Below are 18,698 nucleotides of genomic sequence, written 5' to 3'. Positions count from 1 at the left end.
ACCACCGCTACGCCACGTCGCGCCGCCACGTCGTCGCGCCACCGATCACAGTGGCGACGACCGCGATGCCGAGCAGCACGAGCCCGCCCTGCCACCATTCGAGTGCCTCACTCGACCCGAGCGAGGCGATGTTGTAGAAGGATGCCCCGACGAGCGCGTCGCTCGCGGCGCCCGGCAGGAACCGGCCGATCGAGGCCGTCACATCGCTCAGCGACGCGACGAGTCGCAGGATCGGCTCGACGAACTGGGTGAATGCGATGACGATGACGATCGCCGCGACCTGGTTCGTCACGAGCACGCCGAGCCCGACGCCGATCGCGCCCCAGAGTGCCATCGCCAGCACGCCGCGGCCCACGAGCGCCCACGTGTCGCTCGAATCGAGGCCCGTGTCGAGCCCGAAGCCGGCGAGTGCCGCTGCGCCCGCGCCGACGGAGACCGCGAACGCGATGACACCGAGGCCCGCGCCGATGACGAGCTGCGACACGAACTTCGCCGCGAGCACGACCGTGCGGTGCGGTTCGGCGAGGAAGGTCGGGGTGAGCGTCTTGTGCCGGAACTCGCCGGTGACGGCGAGGGCTCCGAGCAGCACCGGGAAGACGTAGCCGATCGACGACGCGAAGCTGTAGAGCAACGGCGCGAGCTCCATGTCGGCGGGCAGCGCGGTGTTGCCACCGGCGGATGCCGCGGCATCCGGATTCTCGGTCGCCCAACCGAGGAATGCACCGAACCCGCCCGACATGAGCGCGACGTACGCGGCGAGGAGGATCGCGAGAAGCCACCAGATGCGGGTCGTGAAGACCTTCTGGAACTCGGCGCCGATGGCGCGAACGAAGTTCACGACTCCTCACCTCCACCGACGAGCGAGAGGAAGGACTCTTCGAGCCCCGATTTCAGTCGGTGGAGGGCGGCGAGCTCGACACCGCCGACGAATGCGGCGTGGCCGACACGGGCGGGGTCGGGGTCGGCGACGATGAACCCGTTGCGGCCTTCGGTGTACTCGAGCCCAGCGGCGTCGAGCGCGGCGGCGAGCGCGGGCCGGTCGGGGGAATCTGCGATCGTGCGCGGCGCCGACTCGAGTTCGAGGCTCGCGAGGGTGCCGCTCTTCATGAGTCGGCCCTTCGCGATGATCACGACCTCGTCGACGCTCTGCTGCACCTCGCTGAGGAGGTGGGAGGAGACGAGCACCGTTCGCCCTTCACGGGCGAGGCTCTGCAGGAACCCGCGGATCCACTTGATGCCCTCGGGGTCGAGGCCGTTGATCGGCTCGTCGAGCACGAAGACTCCAGGGTCGCCGAGCAGCGTGTACGCGAGTGCGAGCCGTTGCCGCATGCCGAGCGAGTACCCGCCGACGCGTCGGTCGGCGTATTCGGCGATGCCGACCTGCTCGAGCACCGCCTGCACGCGGGTCGTCGGCAGACCGGAGGCCGTCGCGTACACCTTGAGGTGATTGCGTGCGGTGCGGCCGGGGTGGAAGTTCGCTTCGAGCGCGGCGCCGACCGTTTCGAGCGGCTTCGGCAGGGCGCTGTACGGGGTGCCGCCGAACGTCGCTGTGCCGGCGCTGGGATGCTCCAGCCCGAGCAGCAGCCGCAGGGTGGTCGTCTTTCCCGCGCCGTTCGGGCCGAGGAATCCGGTGACCTTGCCCGGTTCCACCGTGAAGCTCAGATCGTCGACCGCGGTCACGGGGCCGAAGTGCTTGCTCAGCCCCGAGATCTCGATGGGGATGCCGCTTGCCATGCGTTCTCCTCACGTGGGGGCGAGCTCGGTGGCTCTCAGGCCGCGCCCCCGCACGCCCCGGGCGGTCAGGCCCCTCGTCTTCACCCTAGCGAGCGAACGGGAGCAGCGGCATCCGTCGCGCGGGGGATTCGCGGATTGCGTTCGACGCTCGCTCAGTTCAGCGGACGGATGCCATGCGGCAGCACGCCGCCGGCGTAGAGCGCCGTGGCGGCGTCTTGCAGCGCGCCGAGTGCGATGCGCTGGGTGGATGGGCCGTAGGAGACGCGCGCGACGCCGAGCTCTTCGAGTCGGGCCGGCGCGGGCACGCCGGGCACGCCGATGACGCTCACCCGCTGGCGGCCGATACCGGCCGTGAGCTCCTCGACGTCGTGGTCGTCGAGCTTGCCCGGCACGAACACGCACGTCGCACCGGCGTCGAGAAAGGCGAGTCCGCGCTCGATGACGTCGGCCATCCAGATGTCGCGGGGTCGCTCGTTGCCGCGGAGCCAGGCATCGGTGCGGGCGTTCAGCGCGAACGGCACGCCCTCGGCCTCGGCTGCGGCGACCGCGGCGGCGACCGCCGCGACGGACTCGGCGAGCGGCTTGAACTGGTCTTCGAGGTTCGCGCCGACGATGCCCTCGCCGATGGCCAGCCGGATCGTCTCGCCCGGGTCGCCGTAGCCGGCCTCGAGATCGGCGCTGACCGGCACTTCGACGGCTCGCGCGATGCGCCCGCACATGTCGAGCATGAGCTCGACCGGGATCTGCTCGCCGTCGGGGTAGCCGAACGTCGCGGCGATCGAGTGGCTCGCGGTGGCGAGCGCCCTGGTCTCTGGGAGGGCGGCGACCGCCTTGGCGCTCACGACGTCCCACACGTTCACCACTTGAAGCAGCTCGGGGTCGGTGTGCAGGCGGCGGAGTTCGGTGGCGGTCTCGACGAGGGTCATGACCTCAGCGTAGGCGGCGGGCAGACGCCGGAGCCCGACCGTCGTCGGTGAGGTCTGATTCCTGCCGGGGTGCTCAGCGGAGCGCCGCGACGAGCCCGGCGAGCAGCCGCTCGACATCGCTCGCGTCGGTGTACGGCGCGAGCCCGACGCGCAGCCCGCCGGCATCGCCGAGCCCGAGACGTCGTGAAGCCTCGAGGGCGTAGAAGTTGCTGCTCGGCGCGAGCACCTTGCCCTCGGCGAGGCGCTTCGTGATGTCGGATGCCTCGTGGCCGGCGAACGTCATGAGCAGCGTGGGCGTGCGACGCGACGCCCGAGACCACAGGGTGACCCCGGGGAGCTCTGCGAGCCCCGACTCGATGCGGGCGCGGAGCCCGTCCTCGTGCTCGTGCAGTGCCGCATACGACTCGGCGAGCTTCGTGCGGCGGGAACTCGCGGCATCCGTCGTCCCGGCGAGGCCGGCCAGAGCGTCGACCGCGGCGGTGGCGCCGGCGAGCAGCTCATAGGGGAGGGTGCCGAACTCGAAGCGCTCGGGAACGACATTCGTCGACGGCACGAGCTTGTCGGGCTCGATGGTCTCGAGCAGCTCGGGCGCCGCCGCGAGCACGCCGAAGTGCGGTCCGAGGAACTTGTACGGCGAGCACATGAAGAAGTCGGCGCCGAGCGCCTCGATGTCGGGCAGCTCGTGCGCCGTGTAGTGCACGCCGTCGACGTAGACGAGTGCGCCGGCCGCGTGAGCGGCAGCGGTGATCGCCGGGATGTCGGGCATCGTGCCGATCAGGTTCGACGCCGCGGTCACCGCCACGAGCCGGGTGCGGCCGGAGAGCACCGAGGCGACCGCTTCGACGGGCAGCTCGCCGGTCGCCGGGTCGAAGTCGGCCCAGCGCACGCTCGCACCGACGCGCTCGGCGGCCTGCACCCACGGCCGCACGTTGGAGTCGTGGTCGAGTCGGGTGACGACGACCTCGTCGCCCGGGCCCCACTGCTTCGAGAGGTGACGGGAGAAGTCGTACGTGAGCTGCGTGGCGCTGCGCCCCTGCACGATGCCGCGCGGATGCCCGTTGACGAGATCGGCCATGGCGAGCCGGAATCCGTGCACCGCGGTCTCGGCGCGCTCCTCCGAGACGCCGATCGTGCCGCGGTTCGAGAGCGGGCCGGTGAGCACGGATGCCACGGCCTCACCCACCGACCTCGGCGTCTGCGTCCCTCCGGGGCCGTCGAACTGGGCCCAGCCGCTCTCGAGCGAGGGGAACTCCGAGCGGATGCGCGCGATGTCGTAGACCATGGAGCGAGACTAGCGAGTTCGCGGCCTCGCTAGCATTGGGGCATGTCGGAGGTGGGGGCCGGGGCATCCGGTGATGTGATCGTCGGTGCAGCGATCGAACCGGTGCGGGCGCGCCCGTTCTCGGGCAACGCGCTGCTCGACGGCTTCTTCTTCGTGTACGCGGGCATCGCCGCGGTCTGGCTGGCCTGGCTCGTGCTGACCGAGTCCTTCGCGTTCGGCTGGTTCGGCATCGCCTTCTTCGTGGTGTTCTGGCTCGTGCTCGCCTATCTCGTGCTGCCCCGACTGCATCGCATCCTCACGACGATCTACGTGCCCGACTACTTCATCGGGCGCGCGCGCACGAGCGACGGGCTGCTCGGTGACCCTGTCAACCTCGCGTTCGACGGTGATGAGGGGTCGTTGCACGCTGCACTGCACGCGGCCGGCTGGACCCGCGCCGACAACGTGACGGGAGCGTCGAGTTGGCGCATCATCGCGTCGACGATCACTCGCCGCAGCTACGACGAGGCGCCCGTCAGCCCGCTCTTCCTGTTCGGGCGGCAGCAGGACTTCGCGTACCAGCAGGAGGTCGAGGGCAATCCGGCGCGCCGACACCATGTGCGGTTCTGGCGCACGCCCGACGGGTGGCTCCTGCCGGGCGGGCGCCGGGTCGATTGGCTCGCGGCCGGCACCTTCGACCGGGCCGTGGGCTTCTCGTTGTTCACCCTGCAGGTGACGCACAAGATCGACGCCGACATCGACATCGAGCGCGACCACATCGTCTCCACCGTCATCGCGGCGAATCCGGCGGCGCGCGTCGACGTGCTCGCCGACTTCTCGACGGGGTACCACTCCCGAAACGGCGGCGGTGACTCGATCCGCACCGATGGCGACCTCCCGGTCGTCGACGTCAGCGCGGTGCCGGTCGTCGCGATCGAGACAGCGGATGCCGCTGGGCGCGCGCTTCCCGTCGGGAGACCTTCGCCGAGCGAGACGGAGGCGGAGCGTTGAGCGTCGAGAAGCGCCCGGCATTCGAGTCGCCGGCGCAGCTCGTCAGTCCGCGACCGGTGCCGCCGTCGATGCAGCGTCCGACCGCAACGGTGTTCGGCGCGATCCTCGTCGTCTGCCGGGTGCTCGCGGGCATCGTCTGGCTCATCTCGCTCGCGGTGCTGTGGCGACGCGTGCTCGTGGAGGATCTCGGGGTGCCGCTCGATTCCGACGAAGCGGCCGAGGCGGCCTCGAGTCTCGCGCTCACGGTGGTGCTCGTCATCGGCGGCATCGTGCTCGCGGTCGAGCTGGCGCTCGCCCTGTTGATCTTCCGCGGCAGCAACTCGGCGCGCATCACGGTGATGATCTTCGCGACGATCAGCATCACGTGGTCGGCGTTCGACTACTTCGGGGCCGACACCGAGATCACCCTGCGCACGACGCTCATCACGCTCGCGCTCGACATCCTCGTGCTGCTCGCACTGTCGAGTCGCAATGCGCGGGCGTACGCACGGCGGCCCCGACCGCGACCGCGGCCGCGTCGCGCGTGAAGCGAGCGATCCTCGAAAAAACACTTGGCTCGGCGGCGTGCCCGGGAGTAGCCTGAGCGCCAGCGACGGGCGAGCGTCCGGCCGGAGGAGGTCGCCGTGACGCGTGCGGTGGAGATCACGATGTGGGCGGCGATCTTTCTGCTCATCGCGATCGTGCTCGTGTTCGCGGGAATCCGGTTCGGCACCGACGGTCCGCTGATCGTGACCGGCACCCCGGCCGAGGGCGACAGCTTCGAGTTGCGCTACGTCGAGACTCCGTGGCTCGCCTACTTGCACATCGTGCCCGGCGTGCTCTACCTGCTCGGCGCGCCGCTGCAGCTCTGGCGGCGGTTCCGTGAACGGCACTTCACGTTCCACCGCCGGTTCGGCCGCGTGCTGCTCACCTTCGGACTCGTGAGCGGGGTCTTCGCGCTCGCCTTCGGGGTGCCGTTCTCCTATGGCGGGGCATGGCAGTCGCTCGCGGCAGCGGTCTTCGGGTCGTGGTTCCTGGTCTCGCTCGGGCTCGCCTTCCGGGCGATTCGAGCGGGCAACGTGCGGATGCACCGGCGCTGGATGATCCGCGCGTTCGCCGTCGGGCTCGGCGTCGGCATGATCCGCGTGTGGGTCGGCCTCTTCGCGGGCTTCCAGATCCTCTCGCTCGAGGAGAGCTTCGCGCCGGCGTTCTGGCTCGGGCTCTCGATGCACGTCATCGCGGGTGAGCTCTGGCTCTGGTGGAGGCCGGACGAGGACGGGCTGCCGCGGACTGCTCGGGTGCGCGCGGCGATGTGACGCGAATCGACCCGCCGCGTCAGCGCGCCCCATCAGCCACGGCCGCGAGGGCGGGCGCCGTCGCCGTGACGGGCAGGGGGAGCTCGGCCTGGTTCGCGGCGAACATGCGCTTCACGATCGGGCGAGCAGCCTTGGAGAGCATGAGTCCCGTCATCGCTCGCGACATCACGGCCTCGAATCGATTGGCGGGCACCATGCGCTCGATGCCACCGCCCATGAGCTTCTTGCCGGCCTCGGCGAACGGAAGGATGTCGCTCGCGTAGCGTCGTACCGCTGCGACGACGTCGCCCGGTGTCTCGGCGATGCGGGCGGCGAGCACGTAGGCGCCGATGAGTGCGGTCGCCGTACCCATGCCCGACATCGGAGAGCCGCACGAGCCGGCGTCGCCGATGAGTGCGATGCGGCCGTTCGCGGCCTCGGGGACGTCGATGCGCGCGAGTTCGTCGAAATAGAAGTCGGATGCCGCGGGTATGGCCTCGAGCACCGTGGGGGCGTGCCATCCGGCGCCCTCGAGGGACCGGCGGATGAGCGCCTCCTGTGCGGCCCGGTCACCCCGCAGCGCGGGGTCGCGGTCGACGCGCAGGGTGAGGATCGCCTTCGAGGTCGACGGGTCGAGGTCGGGACGGATGCCGAGGGCGGCGCCCGGCACGAACCGCATCGAGAACCAGCCGGGCTCGACGTCGGAAGGGGTCGGGATCGTGAAGAACGCCATGTAGCCGCCGAGATATGTCGAGTACTCCTCCTCGGCGCCGAAGGCGAGGCGGCGGGTCGCGGAGTGCACGCCGTCGGCGCCCACGACGAGGTCGAATCGCTCGGCAGGGGCGTGCTCGAAGGTGACGTCGACGCCATCGGCGTCTTGCGTGAGGGCGATGATGCGGTCGCCGTAGCGGAGTTCGAGAAGGCCTGGAGTGATGTCGCTCGCCGCGGTGAGCTCATCACGCAGCACCTCGTCGAGGTCGCCGCGGGCGATCTCGATCTCGGCGACCGCACCCTTGCCGTCGAAGTCGGCCATCGACATCCGGCCGAACACCTGGCCGGCGCCGTCGACGTAGGCGAGTCCGAGCTCGTGCAGCACGCGTGCCCGGATCCCGGGTATGAGCCCCATGCGTTCGGCGACCTCGCGGCTCGCGCCGCGGAGGTCGACGGCTTGGCCGCCGGCGCGCGGGGCGGCGGCTCGCTCGACGACGGTGGCGCGGATGCCGCTGCGCACGAGCTGCAGGGCGAGGGCATGCCCGGCGATGCCGCCGCCGGAGATCAGGATGCTGGGTGTGCGGTTCATGGTCGTATCCTTCGAGAGAGTTGCACGTTTGTCTTGGACATATGTCTAACAGCTGTTTGGACGAATGTCTAGCACATATGTCTCAGACGATCGAATATGCTGTGGGCATGGGAAATCGTGAAGACCTGCTCGCCGGTGCTCGCAAGGTGATCGAGGAGCGCGGTGTCGCGAAGACCACGGCGCGCGACATCGCCACCAAGGCTGGGGTGAGCCTCGCCGCGATCGGGTACCACTTCGGCTCGAAGGAGCAGCTCATCACCGAGGCGCTCATCGATACGCTCGACACCTCGATCGGCGACAGCATGGGCGAGCTCATCCGCGAGGGGAGCGGACTCCCGCTCAACGACGCGTTCGCGCACCTCTGGAACAGTATGCCGGCCGTCTTCGCGGACAACCGTGGTGCACTGCTCGCGAGCCTCGAGAACACGCTGCGCATCGTGCGCGACCCAGACAGCGGGGGGCAGATGCGCGGTGCGGTCGATGGTGCGTTCGCGGACATCGCCGAGGAGTTCGCCTCTGCCCGCCCCGACCTCGACGAGGAACAGGCCCGAGCCCTCTCGGAGCTCAGCTTCGTGATCGTGCAGGGGCTCGCCCTGATCTGGCTCCTGAACCCCGAGGGCACCCCGACCGGTGACCGAATGGCCGCGGCGGTCCGGCTGCTCGGGGGTGCGTCGGTCGAGTAGCCCAGCGTATCGAGACCCGCGTGGTGGTCTCGATACGCTCCTGCGTCGCTACTCGACCGGCGGAGGTGCGTCGCTACTCGACCGGCGCGGCGGCGTGTGCCGGGCAGGCGCTCGTGCCGCACGACTCGCACAGCACGAACTCGGCGTCGCACGCGGCATCCGTGCAGTTCACGGTGCGGTTCGTCGATTCACCGCACGCGGCGCACGAGCCGATGACCGCAGCGTGGTCGCTGAAGTCGATCGAGCCGCGCCCGTCGAAGACGTAGAGCGAACCCTGCCAGAGCCCGTCGTCGCCGTAGCGCTCGCCGTAGCGGGCGATACCACCGTCGAGTTGGTAGACCTCGCCGAAGCCGCGGCTCGTCATGAGGCTCGAGAGCACTTCGCAGCGGATGCCGCCGGTGCAGTACGTGACGACCGGCCGCCCCTTGAGCTCGTCGTACTCGCCCGAGTCGAGCAGGTCGACGAAGTCGCGCGTGGTGTCGACGTCGGGCACGACCGCGCCGGCGAAGCGGCCGATGGCGGCCTCGAGCGAGTTGCGTCCGTCGAAGAACACGACGTCGTCGCCGCGCTCGGCCACGAGCTCGTGCAGCGCATCGGGGCTCAGCTTCGTGCCGCCGCCGACGACGCCGTGCTCGTCGACCGCGAGCTCGCCCGGCGCGCCGAACGAGACGACCTCATCGCGCACCTTCACGCTGAGCTTCGGGAAGTCGAGGCTCGCGCCCGTATCGTCGAGGCCGGTACCGGCGCTCCACTTGAAGTCGATGTGCTTGAACGCGGGATAGTCGCGGGTCTTGCGCACGTAGCGCTTGAGTGCGTTCATCTCGCCGCCGAGGGTGCCGTTCAGGCCGTGCTCCGAGATGAGGATGCGGCCGCGCAGCCCGAGCGACCCGGCAAGCTCGCGCTGCCACAACCGCACCGCGTCGGGGTCGGCGAGCGGGGTGAAGGCGTAGTAGAGAAGGATCTTGGCGACGGCCACCCCGAGATCATACGGGCGCTCGCCGGATGGCCGCCGCGTGCGCAACTCCGGAGTCGTGGCGCGCCACGCGGTTCGACGACGCCGGCCCATCGGCGTTCCGCGTGGGATCTCCGGAGTTCTGTACGCGTGCTCAGTGCTTGTTGCCGCTGAACGCGAGCACGCCGCCGAGTCCGATCATCATGACGCCGCCGGTGGCGGAGAGGTGGGCGATACGCTTCGGCGAGCGCGCGAACCAGCCGCGTGCCGCGCTCGCGGCGAGCGCCCACACCGAGTCGCAGGCCAGCGCGAGCACGATGAAGACCACGCCGAGCTCGAAGAGCTGCAGCGGGATCGACCCGGCCGAGAACGAGACGAACTGCGGCAGCACCGCCACGAAGAACGCGATCGTCTTCGGGTTCGTCACGCCGACGACGAAGCCCTCGCCGAGCTGGCGCCAGTGCGAGCGCGGGGCGGTCTTTCGATCGGCGGATGCCGCGGCATCCGCTCGATGCCTGATCGCCTGCACCCCGAGGTAGACGAGGTAGGCCGCGCCCGCGAACTTGATGATCGAGAAGAGCACGACCGACTGCGCGACGATCGCGCCGACGCCGAGCGCGACGGCGGCGATGAGCGGCACCATGCCGAGGGCGTTGCCGACCACGCTGAGCAGCCCGCCCACGCGCCCGAGCGCGAGCGAACGCCCGATGACGAACAGCACGCTCGGGCCGGGGATCACGATGAGCACGACCGACGCGACGACGAACGCCCAGAGGTTCTCGACGGGGACCATGAACGGATGCTACCCGCTGGCCGCTCCGAGGCGCACGCGCGTTCCGAACGGGTCTTCGACGAGTGCGGTCCGCTCACCCCACGGCTGGTCGACGGGCTGCTCGAGCACCGGTGCACCGCCGGCCGCGAGCTTCGCGGTGGCGTGGTCGACGTCGTCGACGTAGAACCACAGCAGGATGTTCCCCGGCGGCAGCGGGGACTCGGCGACGCCGATGCCGAGCGTCGTCGATCCGGTCTCGAGCGAGACGTAGACGGGGTCGCCCTCGGGCGGGAACCGGTAGCGCACCACGCCGCCGAGTCCGTCGCCGTAGAACGCCAGCGCGGCATCGAGGTCGGGTACCTCCAGAATCGGGAATACGGAGTCGATCATCATGCCTCCTGCGGCAGAGGCTACGCCGCCGCCCGGGATGCCGCTACGGTGGCACTCGTGAGCGACCATATCTCCGCGAGCGTCGCCGACGGTGTCGGCCACGTGACGCTCGACCGCCCGCAGGCGCTGAATGCGCTGAGCTTCGAAATGATCCGCGCGCTCGCGGCCGTGTTCGACGCGTGGCGCGACGACACCGAGGTCGGGCTCGTCGTGCTCGATGGTGCGGGGGAGCGCGGCTTCTGCGCGGGCGGCGACATCCGTGAGCTCTACGGGTACGCGGCCAACGACGACCACGCCGAGGCCCGGCAGTTCTTCCGCGCCGAATACCGGCTCGACGCGATGATCGCGCGTTACCCGAAACCCGTCGTCGCGATCATGGACGGCATCACGATGGGCGGCGGCATCGGCCTCGCCGGGCACGCCTCGATCCGCGTCGTCACCGAGCGCTCGCGCATCGCCATGCCCGAGACCCGCATCGGCTTCACCCCCGACGTCGGCGGCTCTTGGCTGCTCGCGAAGGCCCCCGGCGAACTCGGCGTTCACTTGGCGCTCAACTCGCGCACGATGGATGCCGCCGACGCCCTGCACGCGGGATTCGCCGACTCGTTCGTGCCCTCCGAGCGGCTGCCGCACCTGTTGCAGGCGCTCGCCGAACGCGCCGACCCCGGCAGCCCGGCCGAGATCGTCATGCTCTTCGACGAGACACCCGGCCCGTCGGCGCTCGCCCTCGCGCGCGACTGGGTCGACGCCTGCTACTCCGCGCCGAGCGTCGACGAGATCATCCGGCGCCTCAGGGCCTTCGCCGAGGGGCGGGCCGACGAAGCGTCGAGCTCGTTCCCGATGCATCCGCTCGACCCGGCGGCCTTCGCCTATGCGGCCGCAGCCGCCGACGAACTCGAGACGCTCTCGCCGACCGCGCTCACCATCACGCTCGAGTCGGTGCGACGTGCTCGCACGCTGCCGCGGCTCGAGGATGCGCTCGAGCAGGAGTTCCGGCTCGTGTCGTGGTTCATCGAGCAGCACGACCTGCGGGAGGGAATCCGGGCACAGGTCATCGACAAGGATCGTCAGCCGAAGTGGCACCCGCCCGAGCTGCAGGACATCCCGCCAGGTCTCGCCGCCCACGTGCTCGATGAGGCCCGCTTCGAGCCGGTCTGGCCGGCGCAGACCGACACTGTGGAGTAGAACGCCCCGAAACGTATACACACCGCCCGTACAACGGCATTTCTTGCACTTCAACACCGCTCAGTGTATACATGAAGCATGGCGGCTGAAGCGGGGCGTGCAGGGGAGCGCGCCTATCGCACGCTTCGTGCTGAGATCGTCGACGGCGAGCTCGCGCCCGGCACGGTGCTCGCCGAGGTCGAGCAGGCCGTCCGCCTCGGAGTCTCTCGCACGCCCGTGCGCGAGGCACTCGCCCGGCTCATCGGTGACGGACTCGTCGCTGCGCAGTCCGCACGGACCCTCGTCGTCGCCGAGCTCTCGCCGTCGAGCATCACGGGCCTCTACGAGCTGCGCGAAGCGCTCGAAGAGCAGGCCGTGCGGCTGGCGGCGATGCGCCGCGACCCCACGCGGTTCGAACCGCTCGGCGAACGCTTCGAGCAGGCGCCGGCCCTCGTCGACGAAGGCGAATCCGGGCTCGCTGCGTACTACGCGCTCGTCGCCGAGTTCGACGCCGCCGTCGACGAGACGGTCGCGAACCCCTACCTCACCGCCGCGCTGCGGAGCGTGCGGCTGCATTCGGCGCGCGTGCGGCGGCTCGCACGCCACAATCCCGAGCGGCTCCGCGCCGCGGCATCCGAGCACCTCCTCATCCTGCAGGCGATCATCGCGGGCGATGCGTCCCTCGCGGCGCACGCCACCCACGTGCACCTGCACATGAGCCTTCGTCATGCACTCGCCTCGATCGAGGCTCGTCAGCCCGGCGGGCACCGCGTAGCCTGACCGATGGAACAGTTCAGAAAGGTCCACTCCATGCAGCTCCACCACCTTCGCACGCATCGCAGCGACGAGAACCTCGCTCGCGAGGGCCAGCTCGCCTGGAAGCTCGCGAGCATTGCGACCGACCCGGTCGAGCTCGACGACGACGTCGTCGACATGGTGGTCAACCGCGTCATCGACAACGCGGCCGTGGCAGCCGCCGCGATCGCCAGGGGCCCCGTCGTCTCGGCCCGCAGCCAGGCGCTCGCCCACCCCGTCTCGATCGGCGGCGACGGCGCGACCGTCTTCGGTGCGGATGCCGCGCGCCGCACCTCGCCCGAATGGGCGGCATGGGCCAACGGGGTCGCCGTACGCGAGCTCGACTTCCACGACACCTTCCTCGCGGCCGAGTACTCGCACCCCGGCGACAACATCCCGCCGATCGTCGCCGTCGCCCAGCACCTCGCGGCGCACCGGGGCCTCACCGGGCGCGACGTCCTGCACGGCATCGCCACGGGCTACGAGATCCAGATCGACCTCGCGAAGGCGATCTCGCTGCACCAGCACAAGATCGATCACGTCGCCCACCTCGGGCCCTCGGCAGCGGCCGGCATCGGCACGCTGCTCGGCCTCGATCAGGAGACGATCTTCCAGGCCATCGGCCAGGCGCTGCACACGACCACCGCGACCCGGCAGTCCCGCAAGGGCGAGATCTCCACGTGGAAGGCGCACGCCCCCGCATTCGCAGGCAAGATGGCCGTCGAAGCGGTCGACCGTGCGATGCGCGGCCAGACGAGCCCCGTGCCGATCTACGAGGGCGAAGACGGCGTCATCGCGTGGCTCCTCGACGGTCCGGATGCCTCGTACGAGGTTCCGGTGCCCGACGAAGGGGAGGCCAAGCGCGCCATCCTCGACTCGTACACGAAGGAGCACTCGGCCGAGTACCAGGCGCAGGCATGGATCGACCTCGCCCGCAAGCTGCACGAGGAGTACCCGCTGATCCTCGACGACCCCGAGCGCATCGAGTCGATCACGCTGCACACCTCGCACCACACGCATTACGTGATCGGCTCCGGCGCGAACGACCCGCAGAAGTACGATCCGGATGCCTCGCGCGAGACGCTCGACCACTCGATTCCGTACATCTTCACCGTCGCGCTGCAAGACGGCTCGTGGGACCACGCGGAGTCGTACTCGCCCGAGCGCGCTCACCGGCCCGACACGGTCGCGCTCTGGAAGAAGGTCTCGACCGTCGAAGACGAGGAGTGGACGCGGCGCTACCACTCGAACGACATCGCCGAGAAGGCGTTCGGCGGCCGCGTGGTCATCAAGCTCGCCGACGGCGGAGAGATCGTCGACGAGATCGCCGTGGCCGACGCGCATCCGCTCGGCGCCCGGCCGTTCGCGCGCGAGCAGTACGTGCAGAAGTTCCGCACGCTCGCCGAGTGGGCGCTCACGCCCGACGAGATCGAGCGGTTCCTCGACGTCGCGCAGCGTCTGCCCGAGCTCGGCCCCGACGAGCTCGGCGGCCTCACCTTCACCGTCGCGCCCGGTGCGCTCGTGGGCGTCGAGATCCCTGAGGGGCTGTTCTGATGCTGTACGCCACGACGACACCCGCTGGTCGAGTAGTCGCGCCAGCGCTCCCCGCTGGTCGAGTAGCGAAGCGCATCGAGACCCCGGAAGAGGACCACTGATGCTGTACGCCACGACGACTCCCGCCGAGAAGCGCCGGCTCTTCCGCGAGCGGCTCGCGAGCGGCGAGCTGCTGCGCTTCCCGGGCGCCTTCAACCCGCTCTCGGCGCGGCTCATCGAGCAGAAGGGCTTCGAGGGCGTCTACATCTCGGGCGCCGTGCTGTCGGCCGACCTCGGCTTGCCCGACATCGGCCTGACGACGCTCACCGAGGTCGCGGGTCGTGGCAAGCAGATCGCCCGCATGACCGAGCTGCCCGCGATCATCGACGCCGACACCGGGTTCGGCGAGCCGATGAATGTCGCCCGCACCGTGCAAGAGATGGAGGACGCCGGGCTCGCCGGCCTCCACATCGAAGACCAGGTCAACCCGAAGCGCTGCGGCCACCTCGACGGCAAGCAGGTGGTCGACGAGTCCACCGCCCTGCAGCGCATCCGTGCCGCCGTCGACGCGCGACGCGACCCGAACTTCCTCGTCATGGCGCGCACCGACATCGCCGCGGTCGACGGGCTCGCCGCCGCGGTCGACCGCGCGAAGGCGCTCGTCGACGCGGGTGCCGACGCGATCTTCCCCGAGGCGATGCGTTCGCTCGCCGAGTTCGAGGCGGTGCGCGAGGCGGTCGACGTGCCGCTGCTCGCGAACATGACCGAGTTCGGCAAGAGCGAGCTCTTCACCGCGGCGCAGCTCGCCGACGTCGGCATGAACATCGTCATCTGGCCCGTTTCGCTGCTGCGCCTCGCGATGGGCGCCGCGGCGCGCGGTCTCGACGAATTGACGGATGCCGGTGCGCTCACCGGCAAGCTCGGCGAGATGCAGCACCGCGCCGACCTCTACGAGCTCATCGACTACGAGGGCTACAACCACTTCGACACGAGTATCTTCAACTTCACCGTCACCAGGACGCCGGTCGAGTAGGCGCACCAGCGCCGTATCGGGATCAGCGAAAGCAAAAAGGAGCACGCATGGCAGAGCAGGAGATCTACAAGGGCTTGGCCGGCGTGCCGGTCGACTATACGGCGGTTTCGAAGGTGAACCCCGAGTCGAACTCGCTGCTGTACCGCGGTTATCCGGTGCAGGAGCTCGCGGCATCCGTCACGTTCGAAGAGGTCGCCTACCTGCTCTGGTACGGCGAGCTGCCGGATGACGCGCAGCTTGCCGCGTTCGAAGAACGCGAGCGCTCACTTCGCGGTCTCGATCACGAGGTCAAGCGCATCATCGACGAGCTGCCGCTCACCGCTCACCCGATGGACGTCGTGCGCACGGCCGTCTCGGTCGTCGGCGCGAGCGACCCGGCGACGCCCGACGACAGTGTCGAGGCGAACCTCGACAAGGCGATCCGGCTGTTCGCGAAGTTGCCCTCGATCGTCGCCTACGACCAGCGCCGACGGCACGAGCTCGAGTTCGTCGAGCCCCGTGACGACCTCGGTTTCTCGGCGAACTTCCTCTGGCAGACCTTTGGCGAGGCCCCCGAGCTCGCGGTGGTCAATGCCTTCGACGTGTCGATGATCCTCTACGCCGAACACTCGTTCAACGCCTCGACGTTCACGGCCCGGGTGATCACGAGCACCCTCTCCGACCTGTACTCGGCGGTCACCGGCGCGATCGGCGCCCTGAAGGGCCCCTTGCACGGCGGTGCCAACGAAGCGGTCATGCACGCCTTCGACGCGATCGGCACGGCGGATGCCGCGGCCGCCTGGCTCGACGACGCGCTTGCCGAGAAGCGCAAGATCATGGGCTTCGGCCACCGCGTCTACAAGAACGGCGACTCGCGTGTGCCGACGATGCGCGACGCGCTCGAGCGCATGGTCGAGCACTACGATCGGCCCGACCTGTTCGAGCTGTACCTCGCTCTCGAGACCGCGATGGGCGCGCGCAAGGGCATCAAGCCGAATCTCGACTACCCGGCCGGCCCGGTGTACCACCTCATGGGGTTCGACACGCTCACGTTCACGCCGCTGTTCGTCGCGAGTCGCATCACCGGTTGGACCGCGCACATCATGGAGCAGGCCGCGTCGAACGCGCTCATCCGCCCGCTGTCCGTCTACAACGGCGTGGACGAACGGCACGTTCCCGCGAAGGGATGACCCCGTGACCCACGTCTTTCTCGAGATGACGATGACGCTCGACGGCTTCACCGCCGCACCGGGCGTGAGCCTCGAGCATCCGCTCGGCCTCGACGGCGAGCGTGTGCACGAGTGGAGGCGCGTCCCGATCTTCGATGGCGCTGTTCCGCTCGACGACAACAACGGCATCACGAGTGTCGCGCCAGACCAGATCGACCGCAATGCCGCATCGCGCATGTTCGAGACGACGGGCGCGTTCGTGCTCGGGCGTCGCACGTTCGACGTGGGCGAGTGGCCGTGGGGCGATGAGCCGGTGTTCGGGCGGCGCCCCTGCTTCGTCGTCACGAGCCGCGAGCGCGAGCCGTTCGAACGCGGCGGCTCGCGCTTCGAGTTCGTCACAGGCGGGGTCGCCGAGGCGGTCGCACGGGCGAGCGAGGTCGCGAGCGCTGCATCCGTCTGCATCGTGGGCGGCGCGGAGGTCGCGAGACAGGCGCTCGCCGCAGGGCTCGTCGATGAGGCGCGGCTCCACCTCGTGCCGGTGCTGCTCGGCGGCGGCAGCCGGCTCTTTCCCGACGCTGCTTCGCAGCGGGTGGAGCTCGAGCCGATCAGTGTCGAGCAGGGCGCGCGTGCCACGCACTTGCGATATCGGCTCTTGCGGCCCCCGCTGGTCGAGTAGCGCCCGACGGAGGAGGACGCGTATCGAGACCACGCACCGGGTCTCGATACGCTCGCTTCGCTCGCTACTCGACCAGCGGAGAAGCTCGCTACTCGACCAGCAGGAGCGGGAGATCGCGGTTCAGATTGTGGCTTCCACCAACGATGGATGATCGACCACGATTCGGGCATACAGTCGTGGACTATGCACATGTTCTTCCGCACCCTGCTCCACGTGCTGTTCCTCTCGCGGCGCAAGCCCGGTCTCGGGCATTTCGAGGTCGCCCGCACGAACTTCATCACGCTGCCGACCGACCTCGACATCAATCGGCACATGAACAACGGCGTGTACTTCTCGATCATGGATGTCGCCCGCTTCGACATGCTCGTGCGAAACGGCGTCTGGGACATGATGCGCGACAAGGGCTGGTATCCGGTCGTCGCGAGCGAGACGATCACGTTCCGCAAGTCGCTGCAGCTCTGGGATCGGTTCACGATCGAGTCCCGACTCGTCGGCCACGACGACAAGGCCGTCTACATGGAGCAGCGCTACGTGCGCCCTTCGAAGGGCGCAGGGGGCAAGCACGGCGAGCCCGAGGTGTACGCGCAGGGCTTCATCCGCGCGCGGTTCCTCAAGAAGGCCGGCGGCACGGTGCCGATGTCCGAGATCGTCGAGGCGCTCGGCGTCTCGGGCGCCGACGAGATTCCCGACTGGATCGAGCGGTGGGGTGCGGATGTCGCGCTGCCCCCCACTCGTGCTGCTGCGCCGTCGGTCTGGCACTGACGGCTGCGGGTCTCGATACGCTCGCTGCGCTCGCTACTCGACCGGCGGGTCTCGATACGCTCGCTGCGCTCGCTACTCGACCGGCGGCTCTCGTTGGTCGAGTAGCGACCGACGAAGGAGGACGCGTATCGAGACCCCGCATAAGGTCCCACTAGTCGACAAGCGTGATCACGACCGGGCCTTCTGAGGGATCACGACCTCGCGGATGATGAGCAGGATGCCCGCCGAGATCGGGATCGCCACGAGCGCACCGAGCAGTCCGAGCAGGGTGCCGCCGGCGAGCGCCGAGATGAGCACGATCGTGCCCGGCACCTGCACGGCCTTGCCCATGACTCTCGGGGTCAGAATGTACGCCTCGATCTGCATGTACACGAGCATCACGATGAGCACGATGAGCCCCGCGAGCGGTGAGGTGAACAGGGCGATGATCGTCATGAGTGTGGTGGTCAGCACGGTACCGATGAGCGGGATGAGTGTCACGAACAGGGCGATCACACCGATGATGAGTGCGTACGGCACTCCGACGAGGTACAGCAGGATCGTCGAGAAGACGGCGTTGAAGAAGGCCAGCACGACCATGCCGCTGAGGTAGCGGCCGACGGACTCCATGATGCGCTCGGCGTAGCCGACGACGCGGTCCCGATGCGACGCCGAGATCAGCAGGTAGCAGGCCCGCTTCGTGGTGTCGAGGGTCGCGATGAAGTAGATCGAGAGCACGACGACGAACACGCCGGTCGAGACGGCGTTCAGCACCGAGACGCCGAACTTGAGCGCGCCACCCCCGATCGTCGCCCAGGTGTTTGGGTCGCCGAGGAGGTCGCCGGCCGACGCAACGATGGACGAGGCGACGCCGTTCGTCGCAGTATCGATCTGCTCGAACCACTCGGAGTTCTGCAGGTCTTTCACCTGGGCCGGGATGTTCCGCACGAGCGCCGCCGCCTGCTCGAGGACCGGCGGCAGTACGACCCAGAAGATGCCGACGACCACCGCGATGAAGAGGATGATGACGACCACGATCGCGGTCGGACGCGAGAGCCCGTGGCGCTGGAACCAGCGGATCAGCGGGTCGAGCCCGAGCGAGACGAAGGCTGCGATGAACACCGAAAGCAGCACGCTCTGCAGGTTCACGATCATGAGCGCGAGCACGGCGGCGAGCAGCACGCCGAGGGTGACGATGAAGCCCCATCGGAACGGATGATTCGCGAAGAGGCTCGTGCGCGGAGCAGGTTCTGCGGAACGTCGCCGCAGTCGGTCAGCCGTGTTCACGGCCACAGTCTAGGGTTC

General features: G+C 69.3%; 20 protein-coding genes. 11 read left to right on the top strand and 9 right to left on the bottom strand.

The genetic code is table 11. The annotated features are described in order from the left end of the window. Positions 1-7: 7 nt before the first annotated feature. The 4 genes from AC1C2R_RS07215 to AC1C2R_RS07200 form a co-directional block, all read right to left on the bottom strand. Entirely contained in the window at positions 8-838 is an 831-nt protein-coding gene (locus tag AC1C2R_RS07215; protein WP_495379485.1) for an ABC transporter permease, read from the bottom strand. After that, a complete protein-coding gene (locus AC1C2R_RS07210; RefSeq protein ID WP_495379484.1) occupies positions 835-1,734 on the bottom strand; it encodes an ATP-binding cassette domain-containing protein in 900 nt (299 codons plus the stop codon). Before AC1C2R_RS07210 ends, AC1C2R_RS07215 begins: the two co-directional genes overlap by 4 nt. A gap of 152 nt (positions 1,735-1,886) precedes the next feature. Beyond that, complete coding sequence (locus tag AC1C2R_RS07205; RefSeq protein ID WP_495351826.1) at positions 1,887-2,660, bottom strand: isocitrate lyase/PEP mutase family protein; 774 nt, start codon at positions 2,658-2,660, stop codon at positions 1,887-1,889. A 73-nt stretch (positions 2,661-2,733) separates the two neighbouring features. Next, positions 2,734-3,942: a cysteine desulfurase-like protein gene (locus AC1C2R_RS07200; protein WP_495379483.1), complete on the bottom strand. Its 1,209-nt coding sequence runs from the start codon at positions 3,940-3,942 to the stop codon at positions 2,734-2,736. A gap of 42 nt (positions 3,943-3,984) precedes the next feature. Here AC1C2R_RS07200 and AC1C2R_RS07195 point away from each other — a divergent pair, with 42 nt between their 5' ends. From AC1C2R_RS07195 to AC1C2R_RS07185, 3 genes are all read left to right on the top strand, one after another. Then, on the top strand, positions 3,985-4,932 hold the full coding sequence (locus AC1C2R_RS07195; protein ID WP_495351824.1) for an LssY C-terminal domain-containing protein: 948 nt from the start codon (positions 3,985-3,987) through the stop codon (positions 4,930-4,932). Next, complete coding sequence (locus AC1C2R_RS07190) at positions 4,929-5,459, top strand: hypothetical protein (RefSeq protein ID WP_495351823.1); 531 nt, start codon at positions 4,929-4,931, stop codon at positions 5,457-5,459. Before AC1C2R_RS07195 ends, AC1C2R_RS07190 begins: the two co-directional genes overlap by 4 nt. 96 nt (positions 5,460-5,555) lie before the next feature. Next, a complete protein-coding gene (locus tag AC1C2R_RS07185; protein WP_495379482.1) occupies positions 5,556-6,227 on the top strand; it encodes a DUF2306 domain-containing protein in 672 nt (223 codons plus the stop codon). A gap of 19 nt (positions 6,228-6,246) precedes the next feature. Here AC1C2R_RS07185 and AC1C2R_RS07180 read toward each other — a convergent pair whose 3' ends face one another. Further along, positions 6,247-7,506 (bottom strand): FAD-dependent monooxygenase, encoded by a 1,260-nt coding sequence (locus AC1C2R_RS07180; protein WP_495379481.1) that lies wholly within the window; start codon positions 7,504-7,506, stop codon positions 6,247-6,249. 107 nt (positions 7,507-7,613) lie between these two features. Here AC1C2R_RS07180 and AC1C2R_RS07175 point away from each other — a divergent pair, with 107 nt between their 5' ends. After that, a complete protein-coding gene (locus tag AC1C2R_RS07175) occupies positions 7,614-8,189 on the top strand; it encodes a TetR/AcrR family transcriptional regulator (protein ID WP_495379480.1) in 576 nt (191 codons plus the stop codon). A gap of 73 nt (positions 8,190-8,262) precedes the next feature. Here AC1C2R_RS07175 and trhO read toward each other — a convergent pair whose 3' ends face one another. The 3 genes from trhO to AC1C2R_RS07160 form a co-directional block, all read right to left on the bottom strand. After that, positions 8,263-9,165: an oxygen-dependent tRNA uridine(34) hydroxylase TrhO gene (gene trhO, locus AC1C2R_RS07170; RefSeq protein ID WP_495379479.1), complete on the bottom strand. Its 903-nt coding sequence runs from the start codon at positions 9,163-9,165 to the stop codon at positions 8,263-8,265. Between the two features lie 130 nt (positions 9,166-9,295). After that, entirely contained in the window at positions 9,296-9,934 is a 639-nt protein-coding gene (locus tag AC1C2R_RS07165) for a LysE family translocator (protein WP_495351818.1), read from the bottom strand. 9 nt (positions 9,935-9,943) lie between these two features. Beyond that, on the bottom strand, positions 9,944-10,303 hold the full coding sequence (locus AC1C2R_RS07160; RefSeq protein ID WP_495351817.1) for a VOC family protein: 360 nt from the start codon (positions 10,301-10,303) through the stop codon (positions 9,944-9,946). 57 nt (positions 10,304-10,360) lie between these two features. On the opposite strand from AC1C2R_RS07160, the gene AC1C2R_RS07155 reads away from it, so the two are divergent. The 7 genes from AC1C2R_RS07155 (at position 10,361) to AC1C2R_RS07125 (ending at position 17,414) form a co-directional block, all read left to right on the top strand. After that, positions 10,361-11,488: an enoyl-CoA hydratase/isomerase family protein gene (locus AC1C2R_RS07155; protein WP_495379478.1), complete on the top strand. Its 1,128-nt coding sequence runs from the start codon at positions 10,361-10,363 to the stop codon at positions 11,486-11,488. Between the two features lie 78 nt (positions 11,489-11,566). Next, positions 11,567-12,247 (top strand): GntR family transcriptional regulator, encoded by a 681-nt coding sequence (locus AC1C2R_RS07150; RefSeq protein WP_495379477.1) that lies wholly within the window; start codon positions 11,567-11,569, stop codon positions 12,245-12,247. A 30-nt stretch (positions 12,248-12,277) separates the two neighbouring features. Continuing rightward, positions 12,278-13,816 (top strand): MmgE/PrpD family protein, encoded by a 1,539-nt coding sequence (locus tag AC1C2R_RS07145; RefSeq protein WP_495380384.1) that lies wholly within the window; start codon positions 12,278-12,280, stop codon positions 13,814-13,816. 100 nt (positions 13,817-13,916) lie between these two features. After that, entirely contained in the window at positions 13,917-14,828 is a 912-nt protein-coding gene (gene prpB, locus AC1C2R_RS07140; protein ID WP_495379476.1) for a methylisocitrate lyase, read from the top strand. A 47-nt stretch (positions 14,829-14,875) separates the two neighbouring features. Beyond that, positions 14,876-15,997 carry a bifunctional 2-methylcitrate synthase/citrate synthase gene (locus tag AC1C2R_RS07135; protein WP_495379475.1) on the top strand — a complete coding sequence of 374 codons (1,122 nt, stop codon included), beginning with the start codon at positions 14,876-14,878 and terminating at the stop codon, positions 15,995-15,997. A 4-nt stretch (positions 15,998-16,001) separates the two neighbouring features. Continuing rightward, complete coding sequence (locus AC1C2R_RS07130) at positions 16,002-16,652, top strand: dihydrofolate reductase family protein (protein WP_495379474.1); 651 nt, start codon at positions 16,002-16,004, stop codon at positions 16,650-16,652. A gap of 189 nt (positions 16,653-16,841) precedes the next feature. After that, the gene (locus tag AC1C2R_RS07125) at positions 16,842-17,414 is read left to right on the top strand and encodes an acyl-CoA thioesterase (RefSeq protein ID WP_495379473.1); all 573 of its coding nucleotides are present in this window, start codon (positions 16,842-16,844) and stop codon (positions 17,412-17,414) included. A 168-nt stretch (positions 17,415-17,582) separates the two neighbouring features. Here AC1C2R_RS07125 and AC1C2R_RS07120 read toward each other — a convergent pair whose 3' ends face one another. Then, positions 17,583-18,680, bottom strand: a complete 1,098-nt coding sequence (locus tag AC1C2R_RS07120) for an AI-2E family transporter (RefSeq protein ID WP_495351810.1) — start codon at positions 18,678-18,680, stop codon at positions 17,583-17,585. Between the last annotated feature and the right edge of the window lie 18 nt (positions 18,681-18,698).

Source organism: Agromyces sp. Y182 (genome assembly GCF_059445385.1).
The sequence above is the reverse complement of the archived record's forward strand: the minus strand, read 5'-3'. Positions and strand labels throughout refer to the sequence as shown.

Coding starts and splice junctions, on each gene's coding strand:
- AC1C2R_RS07210 (WP_495379484.1), bottom strand. CDS start 1,734: ATGGCAAGCGGCATCCCCATCGAGATCTCGGGGCTGAGCAAGCACTTC.
- AC1C2R_RS07205 (WP_495351826.1), bottom strand. CDS start 2,660: ATGACCCTCGTCGAGACCGCCACCGAACTCCGCCGCCTGCACACCGAC.
- AC1C2R_RS07200 (WP_495379483.1), bottom strand. CDS start 3,942: ATGGTCTACGACATCGCGCGCATCCGCTCGGAGTTCCCCTCGCTCGAG.
- AC1C2R_RS07195 (WP_495351824.1), top strand. CDS start 3,985: ATGTCGGAGGTGGGGGCCGGGGCATCCGGTGATGTGATCGTCGGTGCA.
- AC1C2R_RS07180 (WP_495379481.1), bottom strand. CDS start 7,506: ATGAACCGCACACCCAGCATCCTGATCTCCGGCGGCGGCATCGCCGGG.
- AC1C2R_RS07175 (WP_495379480.1), top strand. CDS start 7,614: ATGGGAAATCGTGAAGACCTGCTCGCCGGTGCTCGCAAGGTGATCGAG.
- AC1C2R_RS07165 (WP_495351818.1), bottom strand. CDS start 9,934: ATGGTCCCCGTCGAGAACCTCTGGGCGTTCGTCGTCGCGTCGGTCGTG.
- AC1C2R_RS07160 (WP_495351817.1), bottom strand. CDS start 10,303: ATGATCGACTCCGTATTCCCGATTCTGGAGGTACCCGACCTCGATGCC.
- AC1C2R_RS07150 (WP_495379477.1), top strand. CDS start 11,567: ATGGCGGCTGAAGCGGGGCGTGCAGGGGAGCGCGCCTATCGCACGCTT.
- AC1C2R_RS07145 (WP_495380384.1), top strand. CDS start 12,278: ATGCAGCTCCACCACCTTCGCACGCATCGCAGCGACGAGAACCTCGCT.
- prpB (WP_495379476.1), top strand. CDS start 13,917: ATGCTGTACGCCACGACGACTCCCGCCGAGAAGCGCCGGCTCTTCCGC.
- AC1C2R_RS07135 (WP_495379475.1), top strand. CDS start 14,876: ATGGCAGAGCAGGAGATCTACAAGGGCTTGGCCGGCGTGCCGGTCGAC.
- AC1C2R_RS07125 (WP_495379473.1), top strand. CDS start 16,842: ATGTTCTTCCGCACCCTGCTCCACGTGCTGTTCCTCTCGCGGCGCAAG.